13 protein-coding genes are annotated in these 12,133 nt (G+C 70.9%); 7 read left to right on the top strand and 6 right to left on the bottom strand.

Annotated elements, in window-relative coordinates; translation table 11 throughout:
• Nucleotides 1-78 precede the first annotated feature (78 nt).
• Both JOE59_RS11430 and JOE59_RS11425 read left to right on the top strand, forming a co-directional pair.
• Nucleotides 79-1,209 carry an AI-2E family transporter gene (locus JOE59_RS11430; protein WP_204460613.1) on the top strand — a complete coding sequence of 377 codons (1,131 nt, stop codon included), beginning with the start codon at nt 79-81 and terminating at the stop codon, nt 1,207-1,209.
• Between the two features lie 54 nt (nt 1,210-1,263).
• Nucleotides 1,264-1,671: a RidA family protein gene (locus JOE59_RS11425; protein ID WP_204460612.1), complete on the top strand. Its 408-nt coding sequence runs from the start codon at nt 1,264-1,266 to the stop codon at nt 1,669-1,671.
• Between the two features lie 13 nt (nt 1,672-1,684).
• On the opposite strand, the gene JOE59_RS11420 is transcribed toward JOE59_RS11425, so the two are convergent.
• Nucleotides 1,685-3,016 (bottom strand): GNAT family N-acetyltransferase, encoded by a 1,332-nt coding sequence (locus JOE59_RS11420; RefSeq protein WP_204460611.1) that lies wholly within the window; start codon nt 3,014-3,016, stop codon nt 1,685-1,687.
• Nucleotides 3,017-3,077: 61 nt separating this feature from the next.
• Complete coding sequence (locus JOE59_RS11415) at nt 3,078-4,259, bottom strand: FAD-dependent monooxygenase (protein ID WP_204460610.1); 1,182 nt, start codon at nt 4,257-4,259, stop codon at nt 3,078-3,080.
• A gap of 90 nt (nt 4,260-4,349) precedes the next feature.
• Here JOE59_RS11415 and JOE59_RS11410 point away from each other — a divergent pair, with 90 nt between their 5' ends.
• From JOE59_RS11410 to JOE59_RS11400, 3 genes are all read left to right on the top strand, one after another.
• Nucleotides 4,350-5,084 carry a TetR/AcrR family transcriptional regulator gene (locus JOE59_RS11410; RefSeq protein ID WP_204460608.1) on the top strand — a complete coding sequence of 245 codons (735 nt, stop codon included), beginning with the start codon at nt 4,350-4,352 and terminating at the stop codon, nt 5,082-5,084.
• Between the two features lie 64 nt (nt 5,085-5,148).
• Nucleotides 5,149-5,853 (top strand): ThuA domain-containing protein, encoded by a 705-nt coding sequence (locus tag JOE59_RS11405; RefSeq protein ID WP_204460606.1) that lies wholly within the window; start codon nt 5,149-5,151, stop codon nt 5,851-5,853.
• Nucleotides 5,850-6,953, top strand: coding sequence for a glycerate kinase (locus JOE59_RS11400; protein ID WP_204460604.1), 1,104 nt, complete (start codon nt 5,850-5,852; stop codon nt 6,951-6,953). Before JOE59_RS11405 ends, JOE59_RS11400 begins: the two co-directional genes overlap by 4 nt.
• 18 nt (nt 6,954-6,971) lie before the next feature.
• Here JOE59_RS11400 and JOE59_RS11395 read toward each other — a convergent pair whose 3' ends face one another.
• The 4 genes from JOE59_RS11395 to JOE59_RS11380 form a co-directional block, all read right to left on the bottom strand.
• Nucleotides 6,972-7,274 (bottom strand): hypothetical protein, encoded by a 303-nt coding sequence (locus JOE59_RS11395; RefSeq protein WP_204463494.1) that lies wholly within the window; start codon nt 7,272-7,274, stop codon nt 6,972-6,974.
• Nucleotides 7,275-7,385: 111 nt separating this feature from the next.
• Entirely contained in the window at nt 7,386-7,676 is a 291-nt protein-coding gene (locus JOE59_RS11390) for a WXG100 family type VII secretion target (protein ID WP_204460602.1), read from the bottom strand.
• Between the two features lie 162 nt (nt 7,677-7,838).
• A complete protein-coding gene (locus tag JOE59_RS11385) occupies nt 7,839-9,674 on the bottom strand; it encodes a sensor histidine kinase (RefSeq protein WP_204460600.1) in 1,836 nt (611 codons plus the stop codon).
• A gap of 31 nt (nt 9,675-9,705) precedes the next feature.
• A complete protein-coding gene (locus JOE59_RS11380; RefSeq protein WP_022894322.1) occupies nt 9,706-10,398 on the bottom strand; it encodes a response regulator transcription factor in 693 nt (230 codons plus the stop codon).
• Nucleotides 10,399-10,518: 120 nt separating this feature from the next.
• Here JOE59_RS11380 and folP point away from each other — a divergent pair, with 120 nt between their 5' ends.
• Nucleotides 10,519-11,391 carry a dihydropteroate synthase gene (gene folP / locus JOE59_RS11375; RefSeq protein WP_204460598.1) on the top strand — a complete coding sequence of 291 codons (873 nt, stop codon included), beginning with the start codon at nt 10,519-10,521 and terminating at the stop codon, nt 11,389-11,391.
• The gene (locus JOE59_RS11370; RefSeq protein WP_307837037.1) at nt 11,388-12,122 is read left to right on the top strand and encodes a pyrimidine reductase family protein; all 735 of its coding nucleotides are present in this window, start codon (nt 11,388-11,390) and stop codon (nt 12,120-12,122) included. Before folP ends, JOE59_RS11370 begins: the two co-directional genes overlap by 4 nt.
• Nucleotides 12,123-12,133 lie beyond the last annotated feature (11 nt).

Genomic DNA, 12,133 nt, shown 5'->3' with positions numbered 1-12,133 from the left:
CCGCATCGCTCCGATGGGATCGAACTCGCCGGGCGGGCCGTGCGACCGGCGGGATCGCCGCGCGCTACCTTCGGACTCATGAGGATCCGTACGAAGCGCCCGGTGCCCGCGACGCCTCCTGCCGCGGCGGAGATCACGAGCGACGGCGACTCCCGCGCGCCCGAGGTGCGGATCAACGCGTTCCGAATCGGCTTCGTCGGCGCGCTCGGCGTGCTGCTCGCGGTGCTCCTCGGCGGCATCGTCGGCGAACTCGGCACCGTGATCCTCTACGTCGCGCTCGCCCTGTTCCTCGCGCTCGGCCTCGACCCCATCGTGAGCTGGCTCCAGCGCCGCGGCATGGCGCGCTGGGTCGCGATCCTCATCGTCTTCGCGGGGGTGATCGGCATCTTCGTCGGCCTCATCGCCACGATCGTGCCGATCGTCATCGAGCAGACGACGAACATCGTCGAGAACTGGGACGACATCGTCGCGAATCTGCAGCACAGTCCGTTCGTGACCTGGCTCAACGGCATCACGGGCAGTGGCAACGCGATCAAGGACGCGATCGAATCCGCGGGCGATTGGCTCGCCGATCCCGCGAACCTCGGCTCGCTCGGCGGCGGCCTCCTCGCGGTGGGCGCTGGCATCGCGGGCGGCTTCACCGGCGCGACGATCGTGCTCATCCTGACCCTCTACTTCCTCGCCTCGCTCGACTCGATGAAGCGCTACGCGGCCCGTTTCGTGCCGGCGAGCTCCCGCCCCGGCTACCGAGACGTGTCGGAGGAGATCACGGGATCCGTCGGCCGCTACGTCATGGGCCAGGTCGGCCTCGCCACCATCAACGGCGTGCTGAGCCTCATCTACCTGTCGATCATCGGGGCTCCGGTGCCCATCCTCCTGGCGTTCATCGCCTTCCTCTTCTCGCTCGTGCCGCTCGTCGGAACGCTCACGGGCGCGATCATCATCACGCTCGTGTCGTTCGCGGCATCGCCGGAGACGGCGCTCGCCGCCGCCATCTACTACCTGATCTACATGCAGGTCGAGGCCTACGTGCTGAGCCCGCGCATCATGAGTCGCGCGGTGGCGGTGCCCGGAGCGCTCGTCGTGATCGCAGCCGTGGCAGGCGGCACCCTCGGCGGGGTGCTCGGCGCGCTCGTCGCCATCCCCGTCGCGGCGTCGCTCATCATCATCGTGGAGAAGGTCATCTTCCCCCGGCAGGACACCATCTAGGTCGTCCTGGAGCCCGCGGCGCAGACGGCCCCGGCGTTCTGGCATGCTGATCGGATGCCCAGCGCCGTCCAGTTGATCCGTGCCTCGACCCTCTCCGACGTCGCCGAATACGCCTACGCCGCGACCGCCCCGAAGGAGGCGCGACTCGTCTTCCTCGCGGGCGCGTGCCCGCTCGACGACGACGGGTCGACCATCGCGGTCGGCGACTACGTCGGTCAGGCGGCGGCGTGCATCGAGACGATGACGCGCGCGCTCGCCGCGGCCGGCGCCACGATCGACGACGTCATCAGCACGCGAGTGCTCGTCGCCTCATCGCAGCGCGACGACCTCGGAGCCGTGTGGCAGGTCGTGCGCGACGCGTTCGGAACCCATGACGTTCCGAGCACGCTGCTCGGCGTGACCGTGCTCGGCTGGGAACACCAGCTCGTCGAGATCGAGGCGATCGCGGCCATCGTCGACTGACGGCGCGTCGGTCTCAGAACCAGATGCTGAGGTGCGGCGCGCGCTGTGCCGCGAACATGGCGTCGGCGGCCGCGATCGAGCCGGGCGAGAGTTCGGTGATGCGTCCGGCGCGTGCGAGCACCGACGGATGCACCCCGCCGAGGTAGATCGCGCCGAGCTCGCGCACCCCGAGCCGGATGCTGCGAGTGCCCTTCACGGATGCCGCGGCATCCGTCTGCGCGACGGCGGTCGCCTCCGCACGACCGGCCTCGTCGACGACGAGCTCGAAGCGCCCGCCCGCGATGCCGATCGGGTCGTCGACCTCGATCGCGAGTCGGCCCGGCGCGCTGTAGCGCCGTGCCGCGAGCGCGGTGACCGGGTCGATCACGCGCAGCCACAGGTGGTCGACGACCTCGGAGTAGGAGACGGCCCGGGGGTCTTCGAGGAGCCAGGGGAGCGGCTCGTCGACCGAGCGCAGCAGTCCCCGCGTGCCCGACACGAAGTCCTGCTCGACGAGGAATCGCCAGAGCGCCCTTTCGGCGTCGTCGGTCGCGGCGGCGAGGAAGTCGAACTCGGCGACGCCCGGTTCGTTGGGCTCACGGCTCACGTGGAACACGGCGAAGCCCTGCGCCTGACCGCGCTCGTCGTCGTAGCGCACGACCCGTCGTGCCCGGGAACGACTGCTGTCGGGGTCGTGCAGGCCGAGCACACGATCGAGCAGGCCGGGCCAGCGATCGATCTCGCCGGGCGTGCGTGCCACGGCGCGACGCGCGAGTGCAGGGGCCACCTCGCGGATGGACGCGGCGTCGACGAACTGCACGCGGCCCGGGGCATCCGGTCCGATCCAGTGCACCCGCCGCCGATCGACCGACACCGTCGCCGAGCGCGCCGCCGGAGCGTACCCGTAGCGGCCGTAGATCGTCGCCTCGGTGGCGGTCAGCATCGCGAGCGCGGCGCCCGCGGCACGCGCGTTCTGCAGCTCGGCGAGCATGAGCGCCCTCGCGATGCCGCGCCGCCGGTGCGTCGGCGCGACCGTGACGGAGCTCACGGCCCAGGCGTCGACACTGCGCCCACCGGGCACGCTGAGCCCCGTCGGCCAGCTCGAGACGGTGGCGACGGGAACGGTCGGGTCGGCGATCGTGGAGTCGTAGACGCCGTGCACCCGCCGATCGGCGATCACGCCGCGTTCGAAATCGAGTTCGCCCTGTTTCGGACGGGCGTGATGGAACCCCCGCAAGTCGGCCTCGACCCATGCTGCCGCCGCTGCGGGGTCGCGCGTGTCGATGAGGCGATAGTCGAGCCCTCTCGCGGCGAGCGAGGCGAGCGCCGCGGAATCGGCGGGGAATCCCTGCAGGTCGAACGACATCAATCCATCGTAGTGGTGACGCCCTTCGGTGGGTCGCGGGCCGCCGCCGGCCCGTCCCATGTCAGCGCATCCGATAGTCGGGGAGGCTGTCGTCGGTCGCGAAGGTGTCGGTCATCCACATCATCGTGCGGTACATCAGGGGGTTCGCGAAGGTCCAGTCCCGCATCCGGATGCGCCCGGTCGACGGCGGAGCGAGGAAGGGGCCGGCGTTGCCGGAGCGGGCGATCCTCGTCGGCTTGCGCATGCGGCGGTCGTAGGCCCTGAACGCCGCCTCGTGGTCGCCGCCCGCGGCGATCAGTTCGCCGGCGAGGATGTAGGCGCCGATGAGCGCGAGCCCGGTTCCGAAGCCGCCGAGCGTGTTCGCGTAGCCCGCATCGCCGACGAGTGCCGCGCGACCCCGCGTGAATGAGGTCATCCGGGTGCGCGCGAGGGCGTCGAGAAAGAAGTCGGATGCCCCGCGGCTGGCCTCGAGCGCAGCGGGAACTCGCCATCCGGCGCCCGCGAACGCCGATTCGAGGAAGGTGCGCTGCGACGCGATGTCGCGCCGGTCGTAGTCGGGCCGCTCCGCGCGGAAGACGAACAGGTTCGGCGCCTTCTGACCGCCGAGGAGAGCCAGGCGACCGGGTTCGTTGTACCCGTAGGCGATGCCGCGCCCATCGGGGAGCCGGGTCTCGAGATCGCCGAGTGGTGCGTGCCCGCTCGCGACCGCGTAGTAGAACCCGCGCGTCTCGACGAACCGGTCCTCCGGACCGAATGCGAGACGTCGCACCGCGGAGTGCACGCCATCCGCCCCGATCAGGAGGTCGAAGCGCTCGTCGGGTCGACGGGCGAAGACGACGTCGACCCCGGCATCCGACTCGGAGATCGAGGTGATCTCGTCGTCGTACACGTAGTCGGCATCTGCGGCGGAGTGTGCGAGGAGGATGCCGGCGAGATCGCCGCGCAGGATCTCGACGTCGCCACCGATGAACTCGCCGGGCACGACGGCGTTCACATGGTCGTTCGCGTCGACCATGCGCCAGTCCGTCTTCTCGGTCTGGTGTGCCCGCACCTCGTCGAGGATTCCCATGCGGGTCAGCAGGGCGTGGTGCGTCCGTCCCTTGAAGTCGACGGCCTGACCGCCCGGACGGGCGGTCGGCGCCTTCTCGACGACCGTCACGTCGAAGCCGTTGCGGCCCAGCCAGCGCGCCAGCGCGGGGCCGGCGATGCTCGCACCGGAGATCAGGACTTTCGTGGTTGCCATGTGCGCGTTCCTTCGGGGGGAGTTAATTGCGTCCAATGGACACAATAACATGATCGCGTACACTGGACGCAATCAGCTCGGAGGGGAATCGTGACCAGAGGCGAAGCGAACACGGCGTCGGTCGCGGCGGCGGCCTTCCTCTGGGCGCAGCCGGTGGGGCGGAAACCCGGGCCCAAACCGAAGTACACGCTCGACGGCATCGCCGAGGCAGCGATCGCCGTCGCCGACGAGTCCGGGCTCGACGAGGTCTCGATGCAGCGTGTCGCCGAACGACTCGGCACGACGAAGATGGCCCTCTATCGCTACGTTCCCGGACGCGCCGAGCTCGACGCGGTCATGCTCGACACCGCACTCGGCGCACCCGTCGTGGCAGAGGCGGCGCAGTGGCGCACGGCACTGACGGCGTGGGCCGGCGGAGTCCACGATCGCGCTCTGGCGCACCCGTGGATCGTCGAACTCGTGCAGCGGCCGCACACGCCCGGCCCCGGCGAGCTCGCGTGGTTCGAGGTCGGTCTCGGCGCGATGGCGGAACTTCCCCTTCGCGGCGGCGAGAAGCTCGACCTGCTGACCCTCCTCGTCGGCCACGTGATGTCGCTCGTGCGCCAACGTGCTTCCGCAGGCGCGCCCGAACAGCAGCTCGCGATCGGGCTCGCGTCCATCCTGGCCGAGCGCGCCGAGCTCTACCCGCGGACTGCGAGTGCGTTCGCCGAAGCCGACGACGACGGAGCCCGCGACGACGCGCTGCGATTCGGCGTCGATCGCGTGCTCGCCGGTGTCGCCGCGCTCGTCGCCGAGCGTGCGGAATCCCCGTCGTCTCGTTCCTGATCGCGGCGCGGCACCCGGCGGGCTCGGCGCGAGCGATACGATGACGGGGATGCGAGGAGGCGCCATGCGTGCCGTGATGCTGAACGGTTCCGGTCGGTACGCCGACGCGTGGCACCGCTACTCCGAGACGACCGCGGCGCTCGCCGAACTCGTCGCAGAGGCCGGGTTCACGGTGGAGGTCGCCGACGACGTCGATGGAGCGCTCGCGTCCCTGACCGACGATGTCGCGCTCATCGTCGTGAACGCCGGCGACCCGCACGCGTCGACCCCCGAGGGCGAGACCGCCGCCGTGGCCGAGGCATCCGTGCTCGAAGCGGCGAACGCCGCCCTCGAATGGGCGATCGATCGGGGCATCGGCCTCCTCGCCGTGCACACGGCGGCGGCGAGCCTGCACGACTATCCCGCGTACGAGCGGGCGCTCGGCGCGCGCTGGGTGCGCGACAGCTCGTGGCATCCGCCCATCGGCGAGGCCGCGGTGCACATCGTGGGCAATCACGCGATCGCCGACGGACTCGAGGACTTCACCGTGTTCGACGAGCGCTACACCGACTTCCGGCTCGACGACGTGATCGAGCCGATCGCCGAGCACGAGCACGAGGGCATTCGCCACCCGCTCGTGTGGGCGCGGGAGTTCGGCCACTCACGTCTCGTCTACGACGCCCTGGGCCACGACGTCCGCTCCTACGAGTCGGCCGGCCATCGTGCACTGCTCGCGGCCTCCCTCGCCTGGCTCGCGCGCGTGCCGGCGCCGACGGCGAACGCTCGGTGAGCCGGGTCGTCATCGCGCCCGATTCGTTCAAGGGCACGGCGAACGCAGCGGATGCCGCGGCCGCGATCGCGCGCGGATGGCGCTCGGTGCGCGCCGATGACGAGGTGCTCACCAGGCCCATGGCCGACGGCGGCGAGGGCACGCTCGACGCTTTCGAGGCCGCCGTGCCGGGCGCGCGGCGGATGCCGGTCAGGGTGCGGGGCCCCGTCTCCGCGCCGGTGGCGACGTACTGGCTGCTGCTGCCCGACGGCACGGGCGTCGTCGAGCTCGCGGCGACGTCGGGAATCACCCTGCTCGACCCGCTCGCACCCCTCGACGCGCATACGGCGGGCTTCGGAGAGGCCATCGCCGCCGCGCTCGATGCCGGGGTCGCGCGACTCCTGCTCGCGCTCGGCGGCAGCGCGTCGACCGACGGCGGCGCGGGTGCCCTCACCGCACTGGGCGCACGGTTCCTCGATGGGGATCAGAGCCGGGTGCCCCTCGGCAACCGCGGGCTCGGCGACCTCGCCGTGGTCGACCTCGCGGGCCTGCGCCCCCTGCCTCCCGGCGGCGTGCTGATCCTCGGCGACGTCACGAACCCGTTGCTCGGCGAACGCGGCGCTGCAGCGGTCTTCGGCCCGCAGAAGGGCGCGGATGCCGCGACCGTCGTCGTGCTCGAGACGAACCTCACCCGGCTCGCACGCCTCGTTCCCGACATCTCACCGGAGACCCACGGAGCCGGGGCTGCCGGCGGCACCGGGTTCGGCCTGCTCGCCTGGGGCGCTGCCATGGGCGGAGGAGCCGCACTTGTCGCCGACGCGCTCGGGCTGGACGACGACCTCGACGGCGCCGACCTCGTGATCACCGGCGAGGGGCGATACGACGGGCAGTCCGAGGCGGGCAAGGCGCCGAGCGAGGTCGCCCGACTGGCCGCGGCGCGCGACGTGCCGGTGGCACTCGTCGCCGGGGCGATCACGGCGGAACCGCGTGGGTTCGCGGCATCCGTCGCGCTGACCGGGCTCGCCGGCGGTACGGAACCCGCGATGGCGGATCCGCTGCGCTGGCTCGAGGCCGCGGGAGCTCAGCTCGCCGGCGGGATCGGGGTCGTCGCGAAGAGCTGAACGGCTCGCGTGCGCTGGTCAGATGTGGTGCAGACCGGGGTGCGGCTTCGGCGGTTCGGCACCGACGAACTTGCCGTGGCGCTCCTCGGGCGCGTGCCCGTCGGGGTGCTCGTCGGTGGACGTGTAGTCGCCGACCGACGATTCGTCGTCATCGGCGCCTTCGGTGCGGACGTACGCACCGGAGACCGTGCGCTCGTGGGGCCCCTCGCCGTCGACCTCGGTGTAGCTGCCCTCGAGGTCATCGGTGGCGTCGACCGTGCCGGCGGGTGTGTTCGGCTCTTCGGAGGACTGCGGCTCAGCGGGTCGGTTCGATTCGGACATCATCGCTCCCTCATCGTCGATCGGGGCGCCGTCATGGGGCGACGTCTCGCCCCCATGTTATGTCTCCACGCCGTGAAGGGAAGGGGCGCCGCGGCAGCTCACGGTGAAACGTCAGCGCAGGAACAGCCGCGCATTCGCCTGTTCGGCGTCGGAATACTGCACCGCTGCGACGCCGAGCGCACGGTTCAGGCCGGCGAGGCTCTCTTCGACCTGCAGTTGGGTGGCCCTCCAGTCGGCGACGGCACCCTGGAAGGCGGTCGAGGCCTGACCCGACCACGACGACTGCAGGCCCGAGAGCTGGCCGAGGAGCGACGCCACCTCGGACTGGATGCGCCCGATCGTGCCCTGCACGGTCTGGGTGGCTGCGGACACCTGTTCGGCGTCGACTTGGTAGACGGCCATCTCGGCCCCTTTCGTTCGGTGTGCGCGCCACGCTACGGCGCGGCCGGTGAACGGATCGCGGTCGAGGGCGAGGGGTGTGCGACATCCGCTGCCCGTCGCCTGTTGAGGCGGAGTGCCGGGCGGCAGGCGGCGGAGCACGCCGAGCGGTCGCGGAACCGACCGTCAGTCGGCGGTGACCGACTGCGGCGCAGCGGCCGAACCGGCGAGGGGCAGCGATACGCGGAAGGTGGCGCCGCCGCCGGGCGTCTCGACGACGTCGACCGTGCCGTTGTGCGCAGCCACGATCGACGACACGATCGCGAGGCCGAGGCCCGACCCGCCGGTCTCGCGGGTGCGCGACGTGTCGGCGCGCCAGAACCGCTGGAAGATCTTCTCGCGGATCTGCGGGGGGATGCCCTCGCCGTGGTCGATGACCTCGATCATCGCCCGCTCGGTCGCGTCGTCGACCGAGATGCGGATCTCGATGGGGCTCTCGGGGGCGGTGAAGCGGATCGCGTTGCCCATGAGGTTCGTGATGACCTGACGGATCTTGTTCTCTTCGGCGAGCACCACGGTGCGGCGGACCGGCATCTGAGGGCCGGGAGCACCCGCGCCGCGCGCCGTCGACGGAGCGGCGATCGCGTCGGAGGCCGCGGCCGCAGCTGCGGAGGCCGCCGCCGATGCGCGTGCGGCGCGCTTCGACGCCGCCGACGAGCCGCCCGCCTTCGCGGCCCGGCGGCTGCCGGTGGTGGTCGCGGCCTCGCTCTTCGGGCGACGACCCCGGAGACGAGCGAGCGTCGCCCCGGCGAATGAGATCGGCCCGGTCGGCGGCGCGGCGCGGTCGCCCGCGACGTCGAGCTCGACCTCGAGTTCGGGAGCGGGCTCGCCCGAGGCATCCGCCGTGCTGAGGTCTTCGGGCGCGATGACCGTGATCGTGCGCGCCGGGTGCGCGGCCATCGTGTCGAGAGCGGAGTCGCGCGCGAGCGGCACGAGGTCGACCTCGGCGAGCTCGAGCGGCTTCGCCTCGTCGAGTCGAGCGAGCGCGAGCAGGTCTTCGACGAGGAGGCCCATTCGGATGGCCTCCTTCTCGATGCGCTCCATGGCCTGGCCGACCTCGTCGGGCGACTGCAGCGCGCCCATGCGGTAGAGCTCGGCGTAGCCGCGCACCGACACGAGCGGCGTGCGCAGCTCGTGCGAGGCGTCGCCGACGAAGCGGCGCATCTGGTCGATCGTGCGCGCACGGTCGCGGAAGGCCCGGTCGATGCGGTTCAGCATCGTGTTGAGCGAGCGATTCAGCCGCCCGACCTCGGTGTTCGGCGTCGCGCCGCCGAGACGCTGGCTGAAGTCGCCGTCGGCGATCGCCGCCGCAGTGCGCTCGACCTCGCGGAGCGGCATGAACGTCGTCGTCACGAGCATGCGCGTGAGCAGGGCGCCGACGAGGACCACCCCGAACCCGAATCCGAAGAAGATCGTGAGGTACATCGCGAGCAGCTGCTCGGTCTCCTTCGAGGAGATCGCGAGGATGATCGGCGAGTAGTTGCCATGACTGTCGGCGAGGGTCAGCGCCGTGACGGCGCGGAAGGTCGGGTTGCCGTCGCCGTCGAGCATCGGGAAGACCGAGTACTGCCCCTGGTTCCTCGCATTGACCTCGGCGGCGGTCAGCGTGTCGGGGAACTCCGGCAGCTCCACGCCGTCGCGATCGTGCCAGTTGTGCTTGTCGACCTTGCCCGTCTTCGCGTCGTACACGGCGACGAACACGTCGAGGTCGGGCTTGAAGCTGAGGTCGTCGAGGGGGGCCCGCTCGCTCGGTTCCTCACCCTGGTCGGTGAAGTACTTGCGCAGGTCGCCCGACGCGATCGCCTCGAGCTTGACCTTGACCTGGTCTTCGACATACGAGCGAAGCATCGCCGCGGTGCCGATTCCGGACACCAGAAGTCCGAGCGTGAGCATGAGCACGGTGACACCCGTGATCTTGGTACGCAGCGAGATGCGGTTCCACCGCTCGGAGATCTGATTCATGGCGGGCCGAGTCTAGGTGGGCCTTCCTGAGTCAGGGCTTGGAGGACTTCAGCATGTAGCCGAATCCGCGCTTGGTCTGGATCAGCGGCTCCGCAGAGTGCTGATCGAGCTTGCGGCGGAGGTAGGAGATGTAGCTCTCCACGATGCCGGCATCGCCGTTGAAGTCGTACTCCCACACGTGGTCGAGGATCTGCGCCTTCGACAGCACCCGGTTGGGGTTCAGCATGAGGTAGCGCAGCAGCTTGAACTCGGTGGGGGAGAGCTCGACGGGCACGTCGCCGACGAGCACCTCGTGCGTGTCCTGGTCCATCGTGAGCTCGCCGGTGCGGATCACCGCGTCTTCTTCGGCGTGCATCGTGCGGCGCAGGATGGCCTTGATGCGCGCGACGATCTCGTCGAGGCTGAAGGGCTTCGTGACGTAGTCGTCGCCGCCGACGGTGAGGCCGGTGATCTTGTCCTCGGTGTCGTCCTTCGCCGTGAGGAAGAGGATCGGCGCGGTGTAGCCGGCCGAACGCAGGCGCTTGGTGACGCCGAAGCCGTTCATGTCGGGCAGCATCACGTCGAGGATGATGAGATCGGGCTCCTCCTCGAGTACCGCCGAGATGGTCTGCGCGCCGTTGCCGACCGCGCGCACCGCGAAACCGGCGAACCTGAGGCTCGTCGTGAGAAGGTCGCGGATGTTGGGCTCGTCGTCGACGATGAGAATTCGTGGTCCGTCGCTCATGTGATGATTCTCTGCGCATCGGCTGGAACTTTCCTGAACATTCTTCGAGGGTCGCCGATCCGGTGTGTCGGATGACACATTGGATTGGAGGCCCGCAGCAGCCGTGGAAGACTCGGCAGCATGGCGAATCGAACCCCGGTGATCCGGCGCATCGGCCCCCGCGAGTTCGACTTCTCGCGCGAGGTCGCGGTGATGGCGATCGTCAACCGCACCCCGGATTCCTTCTACGACCGAGGGCGCACCGAGGCGCTCGACGCCGCGGTCGCCGCCGCGAGCCTCGCGATCGAGCAGGGCGCCGACTGGATCGACATCGGCGGCGCGAAGTTCGCGCCGGGCCCCGCGATCCCCGCCGACGAGGAGATCGAGCGCGTCGTGCCCGTCGTCGCCGCGCTCGCCGCATCCGGCGCCGTCATCTCGGTCGACACCTTCCTCCCCGAGGTCGCCCGCGCCGCCATCGCCGCGGGCGCGCACGTCGTCAACGACACGACCGGCATCCACGACCCGGCCATGGCCGACGTCGTCGCAGAGTCGGGGGCGACGATCGTCGTCACGCACAGCCTCGCGAAACCCCGTACGCCGTATCCCTCGCCGCGGTACGGCGACGTCGTGGCCGAGGTGTCGGCCTTCCTCACGGAGCGCGTCGCGCTCGCCGAATCGCGAGGCGTGGCATCCGATCGCATCATCGTCGACCCGGGCCACGACCTCAACAAGCACACGCTGCACTCGCTCGAGCTGACCCGCCGCCTCGGCGAGATCACGAGCCTCGGCTACCCGACCCTCGTGGCGCTCTCGAACAAGGACTTCGTGGGCGAGAGCCTCGGCCGGCCGCGCGAGCAGCGCATCGAGGGCTCGATCGCCGCCGCGGTCTACTGCGTCATGCAGGGCGCCCGCATCGTGCGCGTGCACAACGTGCGCGAGACCGTCGACGCCATGCGCATGGTCGAGGCGATCGAGGGATGGCGCGAGCCCGTGTTCCTGGAGCACAACCAGTGATCGCCGACGGGCCCGTGCTGCCACCCCCGCCCGATCGGGCGGCACTGCTCGCCGCCTACGCCCTGCCCGATCGCGACACACGGCGGGTGCGCATGAACTTCGTCGCGAGCCTCGACGGTGCGGCCACCCTCGAGGGCCGCAGCGGCGGTCTCGGAGACGCGAGCGATCGCCTCGCCATGCAGGTGCTGCGCACGCTCGCCGACGTCGTGCTGGTCGGCGCCGGCACCGTGCGGGTCGAGGGCTACGGCGGCCTGGCCGTGGGCGAAGAGGATGCCGCGTGGCGCGTCGCCCGCGGACTGCCCGGGCAGCCCCGGCTCGCTGTCGTGTCCTCGTCGCTCGACCTCGACCCCGATTCGGCGTTCTTCACGGCGGCCGTGACGCGGCCGATCGTCGTGACCCATGCCGCGGCGCCCGCCGCGCGCCGAGCAGCGCTCGAACAGGTCGCCGACGTGATCGTCGCAGGGGAGCAGGCCGTCGATCTGCGCGCCATGCTCGACCTGCTCGCCGATCGCGGCCTCCGGCAGGTGCTCTGCGAGGGCGGGCCGCACCTCTTCGGAGCCCTCCTCGAGGCCGACCTCGTCGACGAGCTCTGCCTCTCGCTCAGCCCGATGCTCGTCGGCGGCGATGCCGGGCGCATCGTGCGCGGTGCTCCCGAGCTCGAATGCCGCATGCACCTCGTGCATGCGATCCCGGCCGGGGACCTGGTGCTGCTGCGCTATCGGCGCGGCTGACGGCAAGCGTC

The sequence above is a fragment of the Agromyces cerinus genome (assembly GCF_016907835.1).
Taxonomy (GTDB): Bacteria; Actinomycetota; Actinomycetes; order Actinomycetales; family Microbacteriaceae; genus Agromyces; species Agromyces nitratus.
This window is presented reverse-complemented; position numbering and strand designations above follow the sequence as displayed.